Origin of the sequence: Pseudomonas sp. NFIX10 (assembly GCF_900111955.1) — a bacterium.
GTDB classification, from domain to species: Bacteria; Pseudomonadota; Gammaproteobacteria; order Pseudomonadales; family Pseudomonadaceae; genus Aquipseudomonas; species Aquipseudomonas fluorescens_AA.
This window is the reverse complement of sequence record NZ_FOKH01000026.1, coordinates 1-17,335: the sequence shown is the minus strand read 5'-3', so window position 1 is coordinate 17,335 and position 17,335 is coordinate 1. Positions and strand designations below refer to the sequence as shown.

Genomic DNA, 17,335 nt, shown 5'->3' with positions numbered 1-17,335 from the left:
ATTTTTCGCGGCGCTTGTCGCCCGTATGCAGACATAAGAGGCTAGACCCTGTGGCATTGACGATTCTTGGCCTGTCCGGCGCCCTTAGCCATGATCCTTCCGCAGCGCTGTACATAGACGGCAAGCTGATCGCGGCGGCCGAGGAAGAGCGCTTCGTACGCGATAAACATGCAAAGAACCGCATGCCCTACGAGTCGGCAAAGTTCTGCCTGGAACAAGCCGGCATCAAGCCTTCCGACGTGGATGTGGTGGCGATTCCGTTCGCCCCGATCAGCCTGTTCGGCGAGGCGCGCTGGCACTACGCCAAGCGTTACTGGTACGCCCCGGACCGGGCCCTCGACGCGATCCTGATGGGCAACCGTCGCTACAAGCGCTATCGCCGCAAGATCGTCTGGTGCCTGGAGCAACTGGGCTTCGATCCGAAGAAAATCAAGATCGAGCCGGTCGAGCACCACCTGGCCCACGCCTCCAGCGCCTACCACTGCTCGGGCTTCCAGGAAAAAACCGCGATCCTGGGCATCGACGGCAAGGGCGAATACGCCACGACCTTCTTCGGCTATGGCGAAAACGGCAAGATCCACAAGATCAAGGAATTCTTCGACCCGGATTCCCTGGGCGGCCTGTACGGTGCGATCACCGAGTTCCTCGGCTTTGAAATGCTCGACGGCGAATTCAAGGTCATGGGCATGGCGCCCTACGGCGATGCCACCAAGTACGATTTCTCGCGCCTGGCCTCGTTCGAAAACGGCGAGCTGGTGATCAATACCGACTACGCCAACGTGATCGGCCTGCGCCGCTATAAAGAGAAGGGCAAGGGCTTCTATTTCTCGCCGAAGCTGATCGAATGGCTCGGCCCGAAGCGCGAAGGCGACATCGCCGACGAGCCGTACATCCACTACGCGGCGAGCATGCAGGCGCTGTTCGAGAAGCTCGCGCTGCAAATGATCGACCACTACCTGGGCGACGTGCTCAAGGAAACCGGCAAGCTGGCCTTCGCCGGCGGCTGTGCGTTGAACGTCAAGCTGAACCAGAAGATCATCGCCCGTGACGACGTCAAGGAGCTGTTCGTGCAACCGGCTTCCGGTGACGCCGGTACGGCGGTGGGCGCGGCGGCGTATGTGTCCCATGCCCGTGGCGTGCCCGTGGAAAAGATGGAGCACGTCTACCTCGGCCCGGCCTACAGCAACGAAGACGTGATCGCCGCGTGCGCCCGTCATCCGAGCAAGCCTGCCTGGCGCAAGATCGACAACACCCCCGAGCGCATTGCCAGGATCATGGTCGACGGCAACCCGGTGGCCTGGTTCCAGGGCCGCATGGAGTTTGGCCCGCGTGCCTTGGGCGGTCGTTCGATCATCGGGTGCCCAAGCGCCAGCGGCGTGGCCGATCGGATCAACGAACAGATCAAGTTCCGCGAGCGCTGGAGGCCTTTCTGCCCGTCGATGCTCGACACCGTTGCGCCGCAGATGATCAAGGTCGATCACCCGGCACCGTTCATGACCTTCACCTTCGAAGTCGCCGAAGAATGGAAAACCCGCGTGCCGGAAGTCGTCCATGAAGACGGCACCTCCCGGGCCCAGGTGCTCAAGCGCGAATACAACCCGCGCTACTACGACATGATGAAGGCCCTGGAAGTGCTGACCGGCAACGGCGTGTCGCTGAACACCTCGCTCAACCGTCGTGGCGAGCCGATGATCTGTTCGCCGACCGATGCGCTGAATATGTTCTATGGCTCCGACCTGCAGTACTTGATCATGGAAGATATCCTGGTCGTCAAAGACGGCGTGGATGCTTATGACTGAAGTGCTGATCAGCGTCGTCATCCCCGCTTACAATTACGCTGGAACATTGCCGCGGGCAGTCGACTCGGTAATGAAACAGTTGGGGGATGCCCAGGCTGAATTGCTGGTGATCGATGATGGTTCCACTGATACAACGCCGCAGGTACTGGAAGCGTTGTCGATCAAGCATGCCGGGCGGTTTCGGTTCCTGCGCAAGCCTAATGGCGGGTTATCTTCCGTTCGGAATCGAGGCATAGAAGAAACCACTGGAGACTTCCTGGTTTTTCTCGATGCCGACGATGAGATGACGGAAAATGCGTTGGCGGTACTGAAACAGCATATCGACCTGCATCCTGAGAGCCGGATGATCATTGGCGGATACTGGTCGGTGTTCCCGGATGGCAAGCGCAGTTTGCAGTGCGTGAAGCATTTGCCGGCCACGGCGCGCCAGAGGGTCCGCGGGTATCTGCTGGACAAAACCCTGCCGATTTCCAATGGCGCCTGCGCGATGCACCGGGAGGTATTCGGCCCCGGAACGTATCCCGAGCGCTTTCGCAACGTCGAAGATATTCCCGTGTTTGCTCAGGCGCTGGCGCGATTTACCTGCACGGTTCTGGATCTGCCCCTGGCCTATATTCACAAGCATGCCGATAGCATGCGCAATGACCTGGTCCAAAGTCTTGCCGCAGGTACGGATATTGTCGACGAGGTCTTTTCTCTTGAGCGCATGCCGGCGGACCTGCATGACTTGCGTCAGCGTTTTTTGGCGCAGCGTTGCCTGTCGCTGTTTCGCGACTGTTATGTTGGCGGTAGATACAAGCTGGCCAGGCAGTTTTACCTGCAGGCGTTGCAGACGGATTGGCGCGCCGTCATGCGCTGGTCTTACACGCGAAAGGCGGCGCGCCTGCTTATCAAGTAGGCAGCAACATCAGGCGAGCGCCTGAAGTGTCGAGCGGTTTTTTGTGCTGCCACGAGCCATGGGCTGGATAGCTTTGCATGGTGCGGGTTTGATTTTAAGGGGGTTCAGTGGTTGATCGTGGCGGTGATGTGAGAGCCCGGGTTCGACAAGTAGTTTCCGAGTATCCTGTCCAGGTTGCGTTTTGGGGCAGCCTGTTGCTTTCGCTGATCGCGGTTTGGGGGACTGCAACGGTCGGGCGTGACGCCGCGCTATATATCGATATCGCCCAGCATGTTACTCAGCAGGGGAGCAAAGTCGCTTGGCAGTCATTCGACTGGCCCTGGTTTTCCTTTCTCCTTGCCGGTACACACTCCGTTCTGCATCTTCCATTGGAGCTGAGCGCCTATCTCTGGTGCGGACTGTTTCTTGCCGGCACCTGCGCGCTGATGGTGGACTGCGTCCGTCGACAGACGCCACACGCTGCCGGCTGGGCTTGCCTGGTGATGCTGGCGATGCCGGCGGTCAACGCTTTTCGAAACGACATCATTCGTGAATTCGGTTTCTGGTTTTTCTGTGCCCTGGCGCTCTGGCTGGCCTTGCGTTGGCAAGCGCGCGGCGGCTGGGTTCGCGCTGGCATGATTCATTTGGCTATTGCCGCGGCGGTACTGTTCCGTCTGGAAGCGATTCTGCTACTTCCCGCGCTGGGGCTGTGGCAGCTGCCCAACCTGTTTTCGTCCACGCAGCGCCACCGTTTCGTCCAGTTCAGTCTGATTCCGGTGGCGGTGGGGGGCATCGCGCTGTCCATGCTCGACGTATTTTCGTCGCCCCGGCTGGTTGCCTATCTGAGCATGATCGATGTTCGCACGGTTTTCGCTTCGTTCAACGCCCTGAGCGAGCAGTTCGCCAACTCCCTTATTTCCAAGTACTCCCAGGACGAGGCGGGGCGGATCATTTTCTTCGGTATTCTGGCGACGCTGACTATCACATTCGTCAAGCTGATGGGGCCTTTTGCTGCGCCTTTTGTCCTGCGGCGCAATTGGAGTGTATTGCGGGTGTACTGGCGCGACTATCGTCCATTTGCCTGGGCGGCGTTGTTGTACGTATTGGTGTTGCTGTTGTTCTTCATGCGCCAGCAGTTCATGAATACACGGTACATGAGCTTCCTGAATCTATTGTGCATGCCATTCCTGGCCCTGGCACTGTCGGCCTTCGTTGGACAGTTTCCACGCCTGGGCAAGGTCGTCGTAGTGTTGGGTTTGTTGGTGATGCTCTCCAACGTGATCTCCACCGGCCCTGGAAAAAAACATTTCGTGGAGGCCGGCCGTTGGATGGCGGCGAATACGGAGGCAGGCGCCCCGGCCTACTTCGAAGATGGACGCATCAGCTACTACGCTGGCCGAGGGTACTCGTTGCCAGTGTTGACCCGCGAGCAGGCGATGAGCGAGCACGCCGGTGAGTTTCGTTATTTTTTGATCGAGGCCCGTGAAAACGAGCCATGGCTGGTTGAGTGGCTGGCGCAGCACAAGCGCAAAGTCATCGCCCGATTTGCCAATCGCAAAGGCGCTACGGTGCTGGTCATCGGTCCCTGAGCCTCATGCCAGCAACAGGCGCAAGGCATTCGTCAGCGATGTTCGTCGATTGGCTGGCAGGCCTTGGCTGTAGCCTTCAATGAAGGCGGTCCCGCCATCCTGTTCGAGCAGCCAGTGGCGATCCTCCTTGTAGCGCAACACGTGAGCAAAGTTGCGCAGCCTTTTGCCGTCGCTCAGCGCACGACGCTGGCAGCGCAGGTCGGCAATGTCGATGAGGCCCAGGGTGTGTTCAGGTGTCAACACCACATTGCCAAAATGCAATGAGCGAAAGTACACGCCCTTCTCGTGCAATAGGGCGATGAAAGTGCCGAGTTCGAACCGCAAGGCATCCGCGTCTTCCCCGGAGGCCTTCAACTGGCGGATGGTCTTGCCTTCCAGCGGGCTGTAGTACACCGCGTCGCGGGCGATGCTGGCTATCCGGTAGACACCGAGTACGGTGGGGCAGGGTATGCCACGTTTGAGCAAGGCATCGGTGTTGTGGGCAAAGCGCTGAGCGTATGGCCGCAGCAGTGCCGATGTGAGTAGCCGTTTGCGCCTGAACAGTTTCAGGTAGCGCCCGTCGCGCAGCAACAATACCTTGTCGCCGCTGCCGTCAGCCTCGAGCACTTTCGCACCTTCGCGAAGCGCGAGGTAGGAAGAGTGATTGAGTGTTTGCATTCGTCATCCCCCAAAATTGACCCGCATCTTAACCGACTTGGTCCCGATTGACCTGTCGTGGCCTTCATTAAAGGGGCGGTGGGATGTGGTAGCATTGCTTCTTTTTTCAAAGTACGGATTCCCATGAGCAATCCTGATGTTCCCGCTCAGTCAACGCTGAAGATCTATCTCCGCCTGTTGTCCTACGTGCGCCCTTACTTGGGTCTTTTTTTGTTGAGCATCCTGGGCTTCTTGATCTTCGCCTCGACCCAGCCGGTTCTGGCTTACATCCTTAAGTACTTCGTCGACGGGTTGGCGAACCCGGAGGCGAGTCTCTTTCCGAACAACCCGTACCTCAAGGACCTGCAACTGCTTCAAGCCGTACCGATAATGATTGTGCTCATTGCGTTATGGCAGGGCGTCGGGTCCTACCTGGGCAACTTCTTTCTCGCCAGGGTTTCCCTGGGACTGGTCCACGACCTGCGCGTGGTGTTGTTCAACAAGTTGCTGGAATTGCCCAACCGCTACTTCGACAGCCATAACTCCGGGCATCTGATTTCCCGCATCACCTTCAACGTCACCATGGTCACCGGCGCGGCGACGGATGCGATCAAAGTCGTCATCCGCGAAGGATTGACTGTAGTGTTTCTGTTCGTCTCGCTGTTGTGGATGAATTGGCGGCTGACGCTGGTAATGCTGGCGATCCTGCCCTTGATCGGAATCATGGTGAACAGCACCAGCAAGAAATTCCGCAAGCAGAGCAAGAAGATCCAGATAGCCATGGGAGACATCACTCACGTGGTGTCCGAAACGGTTCAGGGGTATCGCGTCGTGCGCAGTTTCGGCGGTGAAGAGTACGAAAAGAACCGTTTCGAGCGCGCCAGCCAGAGCAACACCGACAAACAGTTGAAGATGACCAAGACCGGCGCGGTGTACACGCCGATGCTGCAACTGGTTACCTACATAGGCATGGCCATCGTCATGTTTCTGGTTCTTTTCCTTCGTGGCGATGCGACGGCCGGTGATCTGGTCGCCTACATCACCATGGCGGGGCTTCTACCCAAGCCGATCCGCCAGCTGTCGGAAGTCAGTTCGACGATCCAGAAAGGTGTGGCTGGCGCCGAAAGCATCTTCGAACAGTTGGATGAGACGCCGGAAGTCGACCAGGGCACTCTCTTCCTGGATCGTGCCAGCGGCCGGTTGGAAGTCCGCAATCTGAGTTTCAAGTACCCAGGCTCCGACAAGCAGGTGCTCGATGACATCAGCTTTGTCGTCGAGGCCGGGCAGGTGGTCGCACTGGTAGGACGTTCCGGTAGTGGCAAGTCGACCCTGGCCAATCTGCTGCCGCGTTTCTATCAGCATGAACAAGGGCAGATCCTGCTTGATGGGATGCCTATCCAGGACTTGACCTTGCGCAGCCTGCGCCGTCAGATCGCCCTGGTGAACCAGCAGGTCACGCTGTTCAACGATACGGTGGCCAACAACATTGCCTATGGCGATTTGGCGGGTGCGCCATTGGCCGATATCCAAGCGGCGGCGAAAGCTGCGTATGCCGATGAGTTCATCGTGACGATGCCCCAGGGCTACGAAACCCTGGTTGGCGAAAATGGCGTGCTGCTCTCGGGTGGTCAGCGGCAGCGTCTCGCGATTGCGCGGGCACTGCTCAAAAACGTCCCGATTCTTATCCTCGACGAGGCGACTTCCGCGTTGGATACCGAGTCGGAGCACCACATCCAGGCTTCTCTCGACAACGCCATGACCGACCGGACCACGCTAGTGATCGCGCACCGCCTGACGACCATCGAAAAGGCCGATCTGATTCTGGTCATGGACCAGGGCAAGATCGTCGAGCGCGGCACCCATCTGGAATTGCTGGCCATGAACGGCTTCTATTCGCGCTTGCATGCCCGCAATTTCAAAGAGCGCGATGACGAAGCCGACACGCATTCGGTCGGAATATGCTGAGGAGGCTGCGCTGGTGGCGTGAACGGGGCTGGACACCGATCGACTCCACGGCTTATGCCCAGGCCTGGCATCGTTTCGGCGGCAGCGTGGCGACGCATCCCGAGGTGGTTGAACGACTTGCCGGGCTTGCCGGGCTGCCGGTCCGCTATCTGGGCTGGGAACACGACGGCCAGATGGTTGCGGCGATCCCTTGCTGGGGTAGGCATTTGGCTTTGTCCAAGGAAGTACTCAAGCGCGAAGGCAAGCGCGGCGTGTTCGACCTGGGTAATGCGGAGGTCATCCTTCCCATCGCCGAGAACGTTCGAGTCCCGGTGCGCCAGCGCATGCGCTATGTCTCGGAGCATAATGCGGCGAATGTCATCACCCTCAAGGCCCAGCCTGAAGGGCTGGCGCTGGCTCGTGAGCCTGAGGATTACAGCAAGAAGTTCCGCTACAACCAGCGCCGTGAACAGCGTCTGCTGGAAGAGGCCGGTGGAAGCATCCGTCCGATGCTGGAACTGAGCGCCAGCGAACAGGCGACCATCTATGCCGACCTGTTCGAGCGCCGTTGGAACTTCGAGGTGCCGGCAAAGGCCCACCTGAAGGAAGTGTTCAGCCTGTTGCGCGAATTCATGACCGGTTCGCTGGTTTATCTGAATGACGAGCCGATGGCCGTGCAGATCCTGTATCGGGTCGAGGCGCCCAAGTGGATCAGCCTGGAATACATCAACGGCGGGGTGGACCCACAAAACCGCGAATTCAGTCCCGGCAGCGTGCTCAGCTTCGTCAACACCCAAACGGCATGGGAAGAGGCGCGAGCGCTGGGTAAGCCCCTGCGGTATTCCTTCGGCCGCGCCGATCGCGAATACAAGGATCGTTGGTGTCACCGGGTTCCGGTTTATCAGGTGTGAGCGAGGTCAGGCCGTCATGAGTGGACGCAAGCAACAGTTGCTTAAACGCCACCGCCAACGCAAGCGGATACTACTGGTCGGTGCATTATCCATCGCATTGCTGTTCGGTATTCTTGTGGCTTGGTGGCCATTGCCATTGTTTCTGCTGCTGGGCTGGGTCGTGCATGAAGCCTGGTTTTCCGATCATTTGTTCTACGCTCCAGGCGATGATTATCGCTACGACTTTCCGGAGGGTACGCCGCAGTTCTGCGCGACACTGGTCGATGGCTTCCTGCAGGTGGCGGGCGAGTTCGATGCGGGGCGGACCCTGATCTTGCAAGTGCGGGTCAAGAGCCACTGGCTGGGGCGTTTCCTTGATCCGCAGGTCTGGATTGGCGACGATCGGCAGGATATGGAGCGCGGTGTCGCGGGCGAGCGCTTTCTCAACCTGTCCGGACAAGACGCGGTATTGATGGCTGGTGGCCTGAAAATACGAGGGCGTTTTTGCAGCCTGGCGCCGCAGGCGACGCTACATGTTTTGAGCTGTCCAGACTTTGGCCAGCAACGTTTGCTCATCATCGCGCCCCATTCGGATGATGCCGAACTCGCGGCTTTCGGTCTTTATAGCCGGGCGTCCGACGTAGCTATCGTCACGCTGACCCAAGGTGAAATCGAGGCCGAAAGGTATCGTGACCTGGGCCTGGATGCTACTCAGGCTGCTCGGCTCAAGGGGCGTTTGCGCAGTTGGGACAGCCTGGCGGTCCCCCTGTGGGGCGGCGTGCCACAACGGCAATGCACGCAGTTGGGGTACTACTGCCTGCAATTGAATGCCATGGCTAGGCACCCGGAGCAAAGCTTCGGTTCCCTGGAGTCTGGCGAAAACGATATCCGTAGCGTACGACGTTTCAATGCCCTGAGTTTGCCGGGGGATGTCGATGGTGAACCGTCCTGGCGCAACCTGGTGGCTGATCTGGCGCGTCTGCTTGAGCATCATCGACCTGAAGCAGTCCTGACGCCTCATCCCGAACTGGACCCCCACAGCGATCATGTCGCCAGCACTCGCGCGTTGATGGAGGCGATTGAACTCGGTAGCTGGCGTCCGCGTACACTGCTGCTCTATGCCAACCATCTGCACGACAACGATCGTTGGCCCATGGGGCCGGCGGGCTATGGCATTGCCCTGCCGCCGGCCATCGAGCCGTTGCCGGCCGATGGGTTATGGAGCCCTTTGCTGGATGCGTCCACTCGGATGGACAAGAGCATGGCCTTGGGCATGCAGCACGACCTGCAAGGCCGTCCGCCGTTCAAGCGGCGGCTGCGCCGAATGATCCAGCGGCTGCTGGCCGGACGTCGCTGGCCTCGCTCGGGGGAAGATGAGTTTTTCCGCAAGGCAGTGCGCCGGCATGAGCTTTTCTGGGTACGCTCCCTCGACGTCCCGCGGTCGGATGACCATTGACCCCCTGATCGGCGATCGGTTGAAATGACTCATTCCATGGCTTGCCCGTTGAACAGGTTGGCATGCGTGATCCAACGGTGCGCGAACGGGTAGACCATGACGGCGATTTCGATTTCTGGAGATGCTCGGTATGGACAGGATGTCAGAGGTGTTGTCGCAGCAGTCGTCGACCTCACCATGCGCACAGACGGTCTCCCCGCGGGCTCGAGCGACGATCAAGTCTCAGCGACCGCAGTGTTTCTGGCTGACCGGGCTCTCTGGTGCGGGCAAGTCGACATTGGCTAACGCGCTGGAAGTACGGCTGCACGAACAGGGTTTGCACACCTGCCTGCTCGATGGCGACAACCTGCGCCAGGGTTTGTGTCGCGATTTGGGCATGGGGCCCGAGGCTCGCAAAGAGAATGTCCGGCGTATTGCCGAGGTGGCCCGATTGATGGTGGACGCGGGCCTGATTGTGATTGTCGCGGCCATTTCTCCGTTTCGGGTCGATCGTGAGAACGCACGGCAATTGTTTGCCCCGGGTACTTTTCTTGAAGTTTATGTGAGCACCCCTTTCGAAGTCTGTGCCCAGCGTGACCCGAAGGGCCTTTATCGGGAGGCCCTCGCGGGGCGGCTGAAGAATTTTACCGGGCTAGACAGTCCGTATGAAGCGCCACTGGCACCTGAGTGCGTGATCAATACTTGCGAACTGGAGTTGGCCGCAGCCAGCGCCCGCCTCGTTGAATTGCTGCAAAGCTGAGCGATACATCCGTTTACTGCCATGGACAAGCCTTCACCAACCCTGTGCTAATATCGCGCCCCTGTTCATTTTGTATGTGGGATGCTCCATGAAGTTGTCCATGCCGCGATTCGATCAAGCCCCTGTCTTGGTGGTCGGCGATGTCATGCTCGACCGCTACTGGCATGGCGGTACCTCACGGATTTCCCCTGAGGCGCCGGTACCGGTGGTCAAGGTCGAACACATCGAGGATCGCCCCGGTGGCGCCGCCAACGTTGCCCTGAACATTGCGGCTCTCGGCGCGCCGGCCTCCCTGGTGGGTGTAACCGGCGACGATGAAGCCGCCAACAGCCTGACCAACAGCCTCAAGGGCGCGGGCGTGCGAGCGATATTCCAACGCATTGCGCACCAGCCGACGATCGTCAAGCTGCGGGTCATGAGCCGTCACCAACAACTGCTTCGGATCGACTTCGAAGAACCTTTTGCCACCGATCCCCTGGCCCTCGGTGCCGAGGTTGATCGCCTGCTCGAGGGCATCAAGGTGTTGGTGTTGTCGGACTACGGCAAAGGTGCGTTGAAAAACCATCAGGTGCTGATCCAGGCCGCTCGCGCCCGTGGTATTCCGGTCGTGGCCGATCCCAAGGGCAAGGATTTTTCCATCTATCGTGGGGCGAGTCTGATCACGCCGAACCTCAGCGAGTTCGAAACCATTGTTGGTGGTTGCGTCGATGAGCACGACCTGGTGAGCAAAGGCGCGCAGTTGATGCACGACCTTGATCTGGGTGCCCTGTTGGTGACGCGTGGCGAGCATGGCATGACCCTGTTGCGTCCTGATCACCCCGCGCTGCACTTGCCGGCGCGTGCCCGTGAAGTGTTCGACGTGACGGGTGCCGGCGACACCGTGATTTCCACCCTGGCCGCCGCGATTGCCGCCGGCGAGGAATTGCCCCATGCAGTAGCCCTGGCGAATCTCGCTGCGGGTATCGTCGTCGGCAAGCTCGGTACCGCGGCCATCAGTGCCCCGGAACTGCGGCGTGCCATCCAGCGCGAAGAAGGTTCCGAGCGCGGCGTCCTGGGCCTGGAGCAATTGCTGTTGGCCGTGGACGATGCCCGTGCCCATAACGAGAGGATCGTCTTTACCAATGGCTGCTTCGATATTCTGCATGCTGGCCATGTGACCTACCTCGAGCAGGCCCGGGCCCAGGGCGATCGCCTGATCGTCGCGGTCAATGACGACGCCTCCGTGAGTCGCCTCAAAGGGCCGGGTCGCCCGATCAACAGCGTCGACCGGCGCATGGCGGTCCTGGCCGGCCTTGGCGCGGTGGACTGGGTGATCAGCTTCAGCGAAGGCACGCCGGAAAACCTGCTGCGCCAGGTCAAACCGGATGTGCTGGTCAAGGGCGGTGACTACGGGATCGACCAGGTCGTGGGGGCAGACATCGTTGCGGCCTACGGCGGCACCGTGAAGGTGCTGGGGCTGGTGGAAAACAGCTCGACGACGGCGATTGTCGAGAAGATCCGTGGCCGTTGACAGCGTCATGCCCCAGCCCCTGGGGCTCCAGCGAGCGGCTGTCCAGGGCAGTGAATCCTCCTACAGGTCCCATTTTTGCTTCTTGGTTGATTAGTTTATGAAAGTCATGCTGCTGGTGATGGATGAACAGAGAGTGATACTTGATCGTCTCTATGAAGTCGTGCGGGAGAACTGCAATGACTGCATCATCTATCGCTTGAGCAAACAGCAGCAGATGAACCTTGGCAGGTTCCTGGCTTCGGTCAATCACGAAGATTTCGATCGGGTGGTGATTTTCTCTCGGATCAAACGCTTGGCTCCTCAACTGAATGTGTTGAAGTGCATTCCCGGGTTGGTCTTCCTGGAGCACGACGCTTATCAGAACTACATGGGCGACAGTAAGTACAAAGGCGTTTACTCGCGTTTGTACAGTCGGTTACCCAGTTGTCGTGCCTTGGTATCGGGCGCCGTCGTGGCTCGTCGGATGCAGGCCGAGAACATCGATGCCGTGTTTGTTTCCAAGGGCTATGACGAGCAGATGTTGCGTAACACCAACAGTGTCCGCGATATCCCCGTCGGTTTCCTCGGTAGCCTCAAGAGTACCGAATACGCCCAGCGCAAGGCGCTGCTCGAGTCCCTGTCCCGGCGCACCGGGATGCTGGTGACGCGTACCAAGTCAGGCAGCGAGTACGTGGAAACACTCAATCGCATCAAGATATTCGTCAGTGCTGACTTGGGTATGGGGGAGTTCATGATCAAGAACTTCGAAGCCATGGCCTGTGGCTGCGTGTTATTGGCCTGGAGTCAGGGTGAAGAAGATCATTTGTTGGGCTTCAAGGACATGGAAAACACGGTTTTCTACTGCTCCGAGGACGAAGCCGTAGAAAAACTTGAACTGCTGCAGCGTGAGCCGGAACTGGCGGCGCGGATCGCCCGTAACGGCCAGGCGTTCGCTGAGAGCCAATATTCCTTTGCCCGCGTCGGACAGCTCCTGGCAGCCGAAATCCAGCGTGAAATGCGCCCTTGGCAAGCGCCTTCGACGCTCACCCGCTGGTGGGTCAAGCTGCGCTACGGCATGAAGGTACCGGGGTAGACGACATGGATGATGGTGCGTCTCAACCGAGCGAAGACATGGCGCTCGACGAACTGCCTGGCGGCGATCAGTCGGTACTCGGTGCCTTGCCCCAGGCATTGAAGGATTACCTGGGCAAGGCCGCGCGGGTGGTGCTGGTGGCGAATAATCCCGCGATCACCGCTGCCGACTTCCAGGCGCTTAATATCGGCAGCGACGATGTGGTCGTGACGTTCAATACCTGTGTAAAGTCGGCGCTGCTCACCCCGCAAAGCGTCAATGTGTTCGTCCACGGGTTCAATGCCCCCGACGCTTATTTTTTCGGCTTGCCATACAAACCCGAGGTACAGCGATTGTTCGAGCGACCCGGTGCGCGCTGCGTCACGATGCTGGTGGGGGTTACCGGAGCCATGTCGCCGCTGCCGGGTGTGGTCCTGTACCGGGAGCGCATCCCGTTGCCGCCCTTGTGGAACTACCCGGTGGATAGGCCGGGAGGCAAGCGCTATGTCGGGCCTTCGACGGGGTTCAATGCGCTGGTTGTATTCGATTGGCTGCGCACTCATGCAGGTTATACCTATCAGATGATGACCCTGGGGTTCTCCAACGAGGCTGGAAAACTCTGGGGCGGGCACGCCTGGGATTATGAGCGCAAGTGGCTGCTTGAAGCAGATGTGATCGTAGTGCCATTAACGCCCAGACGTTGGTGGCAAGGCTGGTTTGGTCGTCGATGAATCGCCGGGCAAGGTCCCATGACCTGATGCGACGCCGTTGGGACAAGTTCTTTTATACGACAGGGCAGAACGCGTGTTGAAAGTTGCGGTGGCATTTTTTGGTATCCCGAGAAACTCGCAGATTTGCTTTCCCTCCATCCGGGATAATGTCCTGGGGCAGATCCCCCCGGGAAGCGAAGTGCAGTGTTTCTACCACCTGTACAAAATCGACGAAGTGCACAATCCGCGTTCTGGCGAGCGGGGTGAGCTGAGCACCGACAACTACGCACCGTTCAGCACCATGACCGGCCAACTCCATTCCACCGAGGGGGTTCTGGAGCGTTGGGACTTCGAACGGGTCAAGGCCCAGGGCGATACCTGGGCAGACGGATACGCTTCGCTCAGAAACCTGATTTATCAGCTCAACTCCCTGCACACCGTGACGGAAATGATGGAGTCGTTCGATCCGGATTTTGTCGTGTTCGTACGGCCCGACAATTTCTACCACACGGCGCTTCCGGCTTACGTGTTCGATCATCCCGTTGCTCGCAGGGCCAATGCCTATATTCCCGATTGGCAATGGTGGGGTGGTTTGAATGATCGTTTCTCGATCTGCGGGCGTGATGCCTACCGTGCCTACGGCAAGCGTATCGAGCGCATTTTCGATTTTTGCCAGGCGACAGGCAGGAAGCTGCATTCCGAACGACTGCTCAAATATGCCCTGCAGCAGTCAGGGGTCAAGGTTTGCACCCTGCCAACCACTGCGTCACGGGTGCGCATCGACGGCGCCTTCGCCGAGGAGTCGTTCTCGTCCAAACGGGGTATGGGCAAGCGTGAAAATCGCTATTTCCATCTGCTTGCCCGGTGGCGCACCTATATCGATAAACAGCGTTCGGCCTGACGCTATTTTTGCAGCGTCCCGCGAACCAAACGCATGAGACCCAGGGCCTTCTTGCGTAGTTTGGTCAGCCCCTGGCGATGGGGAGAAGGGGGCTCCAGGCCTTGCTGCGCGGTCCAATCCTTCCAGCGGATGCGCTCGTCGCGAACCACCCAGCCGTCCTGGCTGGCGAAGCTTTCGGCCAGGTGCAGGCCGCGCGTACTGGCCGGCACCAGCTGATCGCGTTTGAGCGTATACAGCTCACCCACCGGTTTGCCGTCTTCAAGTGGCATCAGGTACAAGTCCGGGCGTTTGCGATCCAGGCGCGCGACCAACTGATCGCCCTCAAGTCGCTCATCGACATGAAACAGGCTCAAGGACTTGGCTTCCTTGGGCACCTCCAGGCGCAAGTCGTAGATCAATTGCAGCGATGCCGTCGGCAGGTGCACGTAGGCCCGTGGCCGTTCGATCAGTTGCAGGTTGGCGCTGCGCACTGGGCGGGCCGAGCCCGACAGGGGCGTCAGGCGAAACGGCAAGGCCTCGCGGTAGTGCAAGGCCGTGGCGTAGGGGGCGGGCAGCCAGGTGTCGTTGAAGCGCCCGCCCAGCCAGCCTTCCGGGGTTTCCAGCAGGCACTCTTCGGCGATCTCGTTGATGGCGGTGAGCAGCGGCAGGTTCAGTTCGTGGGCCGGGACATAGCCGGAAATCAGCTTGAGCACCACGTCGCCGCGATCCTGCCGACGCTGGCGCACCAGCACCCAATAGTCGCGGTTCTGCCAATGCAGGGTCAGGCGCACCGAGACGCCCAGGTTCGCCAGCTCCAGGGAAAAACGCTCGGCATCGGCCACCGCGACAGGACGGCGGCGCTGCAAGGTCTGGGCAAAATTCAGCGGCATCCCGACACTCTGGTAAGTCAGGCCTTCGGGGGTCGCTTCGACGAACAGGGACAGGGTCTTGAAGTTACTGGGGTTTTTTCTGATGAGCGTACGCGGCATGTCGGCTCCTTCCTTCAGGCCGCGTAGGGCGGCGTCAGTGTTTACGCAGGACCGTGGCTACGGTCGCGACGTTATGGGCGAGGTGCAGCGGATTGATGGTGCCGACAATAGCACTGGCGACCCCAGGATGCTCAAACAACAGTTCGAAACTGGCACGAACCGGGTCTACCCCAGGGCTCAGGCAGGCGTGGCCGCTGGCCAGGGCCTTTTTCACCAGGATCGCTTTGCCGTGCTTGTTGGCGTAGTCAATGACCGCCTTTTCGTTTCGTTCGTTCAGATTGTAGGTGACCATGGCGCAATCGCCTTGCTCCAAGGCCTTCAAGCCGCCTTCGACGGTCTTGCCGGAAAAGCCGAAGCCGCCGATCTTGCCTTCGCGCTTGAGCGCCGCCAGGGTCGGGTAGACCTCGCTGTCGTTGAGGATCGCCAGGTCATTGCCGTCGGAATGCACCAGCACCAGGTCGATATAGTCGGTTTCCAGGCGCGTGAGGCTGCGTTCCACCGAGAGTCGGGTATGGGCGGCACTGAAGTCGTGGCGTGACTGGCCGTCACTGAACTCTTCGCCAACCTTGCTGACAATCACCCAGTCGTGACGTTGGCCGCGCAGCAGCGGGCCGAGGCGTTCTTCGCTGCGGCCATAGGCCGGCGCAGTGTCGATCAGGTTGATACCCAGGTCGCGCGCGAGCTTGAGCAACATGCGCGCTTCGTCGTCATCGGGGATCTGAAAGCCGTTGGGGTATTTGACGCCCTGGTCGCGGCCCAGCTTGACGGTGCCCAGGCCCAAGGGCGAAACCCGCGGGCCGTTATGGCCCAGAGGGCGATAGAGGTCATGCAGGGTCGCTTGGCTCATGGCAGCAGTTGCTCCCAGGCAGGCACGCCCATGGGCGGCTTCGGCAGGTTCGGCAGCGGAGCCGGGTGACTGGGCTGGATGCCATCACGTTGCAGCGCGTTGACCACCCGATCGGCGAAGTCCGGGGCCAGGGCCAGTTTGGTCGGCCAGCCCACCAGCAGGCGATCCTGCTCGGCGAGGAAGGCGTTATCCGGGCGGGTCAGGCCCGACTGCAACGGTTCGGCGCGGTCAACCCGCAACGTGGCCCATTGCGCGGTGCTGAGGTCGATCCACGGCAGCAATTGGCCAAGTTCTTTCTGCGCGACGGCGATCTGCTCGGCGGGCTCGCGGGCGATGGCATCGCCCTCGGCGAGGTCGCCCCCCAGGTACCAGACCCATTGGCCATCGGCGGCCGGGTGGGTGGTCACGGTGACGCGTGGCTTCGGCCCGCCGCCCAGGCAATGGGCGTAAAGCGGCTTGAGGCTCGGCCCCTTGGCCAGGACCATGTGCAACGGCCGGGTCTGCATGGCCGGTTTGTCCAGGCCCAGGGCTTTGAGCAGGTCAGCGGTGCCTGCGCCCGCGCTGAGGACAATGCGCTGGGCCCGAATCTCACGGTCGTCGACCTTCAGCCCGACCCATTCACCCGCTTCGCGCAGTGGCTCGATGTGCTGCCCGGCCAGCAGGCTGTCGCCGGCCAGTTCCGCCAGGCGCTCGATCAGGCTGGGAACATCCACCACCAGCTCGGCGAGGCGATAGACCTTGCCCTTGAAGCGCTTGTCTTGCAGGGCCGGCGGCAATTGGTCGCCCTTGACCTGGTCGACCCGTCCGCGCACGGCCTTGCTGGCGAAGAAACTGGTGAGGTTGCCGGCCAGGGTGCCGGGGGACCAGAGGTAATGGGCATCGGACAGCGTGCGCACGCCGGACAGGTCCAGCTCACCGTCACCCGTCAGGGCTTCGCGCCAGCGGCGCGGCATGTCGGCGATGGCTTCCGAGGCCCCGGTCAGGGCGCCATGCAAGGCATATTTGGCGCCGCCATGGATGATGCCCTGGGATTTGACACTCTGCCCGCCACCGAGGCTGGCGCTTTCCACCAGCACGGTTGAAAACCCCAGGCGGCGCAAGCGCGCGTTCAGCCAGAGGCCGGCGACTCCGGCGCCGACAATCAGGATGTCGGTGGAAATAACGGATGGCATGCAGCGACCTCAGTGTTCAAGACGAGGGCGCAGTATACAGACTCGCTGGGGATGGGATTTTGTTGGTGATCAATCGCGATGGCGATAAACCTGTGGCGAGGGAGCTTGCTCCCGCTTGGGTGCGAAGCGCCCACCAGAATTGGGACCGCTGCGCGGTCCAGCGGGAGCAAGCTCTTATCAAACAAAAAATAACCCATTGTTTTTGCTTCTAAAAATCATGCTGCTTTGACTAATTGCATGCCCAAC

General features: G+C 60.1%; 15 protein-coding genes. 11 read left to right on the top strand and 4 right to left on the bottom strand.

Translation table 11 applies throughout. From position 1 onward, the window contains the following. The first annotated feature begins 50 nt into the window (after window positions 1-50). The 3 genes from BM321_RS21460 (at window position 51) to BM321_RS21450 (ending at window position 4,265) form a co-directional block, all read left to right on the top strand. Window positions 51-1,799 (top strand): carbamoyltransferase family protein, encoded by a 1,749-nt coding sequence (locus BM321_RS21460; RefSeq protein WP_092444629.1) that lies wholly within the window; start codon window positions 51-53, stop codon window positions 1,797-1,799. Next, window positions 1,792-2,697 (top strand): glycosyltransferase family 2 protein, encoded by a 906-nt coding sequence (locus BM321_RS21455; RefSeq protein WP_092444627.1) that lies wholly within the window; start codon window positions 1,792-1,794, stop codon window positions 2,695-2,697. The genes BM321_RS21460 and BM321_RS21455 overlap by 8 nt, the downstream gene beginning before the upstream one ends. Window positions 2,698-2,804: 107 nt before the next feature. Then, window positions 2,805-4,265, top strand: a complete 1,461-nt coding sequence (locus tag BM321_RS21450; RefSeq protein WP_092444625.1) for a hypothetical protein — start codon at window positions 2,805-2,807, stop codon at window positions 4,263-4,265. Between the two features lie 3 nt (window positions 4,266-4,268). Here the strand turns inward: BM321_RS21450 and BM321_RS21445 are convergent, their stop codons facing one another. Beyond that, the gene (locus BM321_RS21445; protein ID WP_092444623.1) at window positions 4,269-4,922 is read right to left on the bottom strand and encodes a BUD32 family EKC/KEOPS complex subunit; all 654 of its coding nucleotides are present in this window, start codon (window positions 4,920-4,922) and stop codon (window positions 4,269-4,271) included. A gap of 123 nt (window positions 4,923-5,045) precedes the next feature. Between BM321_RS21445 and msbA the strand changes: the two genes are divergently transcribed. The 8 genes from msbA to BM321_RS21405 all read left to right on the top strand — a co-directional run bounded on the left by msbA (window position 5,046) and on the right by BM321_RS21405 (window position 14,102). Further along, a complete protein-coding gene (gene msbA, locus BM321_RS21440) occupies window positions 5,046-6,866 on the top strand; it encodes a lipid A export permease/ATP-binding protein MsbA (RefSeq protein ID WP_092444621.1) in 1,821 nt (606 codons plus the stop codon). Continuing rightward, window positions 6,860-7,756, top strand: a complete 897-nt coding sequence (locus tag BM321_RS21435; protein WP_092444619.1) for a GNAT family N-acetyltransferase — start codon at window positions 6,860-6,862, stop codon at window positions 7,754-7,756. Before msbA ends, BM321_RS21435 begins: the two co-directional genes overlap by 7 nt. Before the next feature lie 16 nt (window positions 7,757-7,772). Next, a complete protein-coding gene (locus BM321_RS21430) occupies window positions 7,773-9,191 on the top strand; it encodes a PIG-L deacetylase family protein (RefSeq protein WP_092444617.1) in 1,419 nt (472 codons plus the stop codon). Between the two features lie 139 nt (window positions 9,192-9,330). After that, window positions 9,331-9,930 (top strand): adenylyl-sulfate kinase, encoded by a 600-nt coding sequence (gene cysC / locus BM321_RS21425; RefSeq protein ID WP_371856644.1) that lies wholly within the window; start codon window positions 9,331-9,333, stop codon window positions 9,928-9,930. An 88-nt stretch (window positions 9,931-10,018) separates the two neighbouring features. Continuing rightward, entirely contained in the window at window positions 10,019-11,440 is a 1,422-nt protein-coding gene (gene hldE, locus BM321_RS21420; RefSeq protein WP_092444613.1) for a bifunctional D-glycero-beta-D-manno-heptose-7-phosphate kinase/D-glycero-beta-D-manno-heptose 1-phosphate adenylyltransferase HldE, read from the top strand. A gap of 97 nt (window positions 11,441-11,537) precedes the next feature. Next, window positions 11,538-12,512, top strand: a complete 975-nt coding sequence (locus tag BM321_RS21415) for a glycosyltransferase (RefSeq protein WP_092444611.1) — start codon at window positions 11,538-11,540, stop codon at window positions 12,510-12,512. A gap of 38 nt (window positions 12,513-12,550) precedes the next feature. Next, window positions 12,551-13,222 carry a hypothetical protein gene (locus tag BM321_RS21410; protein WP_256573466.1) on the top strand — a complete coding sequence of 224 codons (672 nt, stop codon included), beginning with the start codon at window positions 12,551-12,553 and terminating at the stop codon, window positions 13,220-13,222. 73 nt (window positions 13,223-13,295) lie between these two features. Continuing rightward, a complete protein-coding gene (locus BM321_RS21405) occupies window positions 13,296-14,102 on the top strand; it encodes a hypothetical protein (protein WP_092444607.1) in 807 nt (268 codons plus the stop codon). A gap of 2 nt (window positions 14,103-14,104) precedes the next feature. Here BM321_RS21405 and BM321_RS21400 read toward each other — a convergent pair whose 3' ends face one another. The 3 genes from BM321_RS21400 to BM321_RS21390 are packed head-to-tail and all read right to left on the bottom strand — an operon-like array spanning window position 14,105 to window position 17,089. Beyond that, window positions 14,105-15,070, bottom strand: coding sequence for a metal ABC transporter ATPase (locus tag BM321_RS21400; protein ID WP_092444605.1), 966 nt, complete (start codon window positions 15,068-15,070; stop codon window positions 14,105-14,107). Between the two features lie 34 nt (window positions 15,071-15,104). After that, entirely contained in the window at window positions 15,105-15,917 is an 813-nt protein-coding gene (locus BM321_RS21395; RefSeq protein WP_092444603.1) for an aldo/keto reductase, read from the bottom strand. Beyond that, window positions 15,914-17,089 (bottom strand): NAD(P)/FAD-dependent oxidoreductase, encoded by a 1,176-nt coding sequence (locus BM321_RS21390; protein WP_092444601.1) that lies wholly within the window; start codon window positions 17,087-17,089, stop codon window positions 15,914-15,916. The genes BM321_RS21395 and BM321_RS21390 overlap by 4 nt, the downstream gene beginning before the upstream one ends. Window positions 17,090-17,335 lie beyond the last annotated feature (246 nt).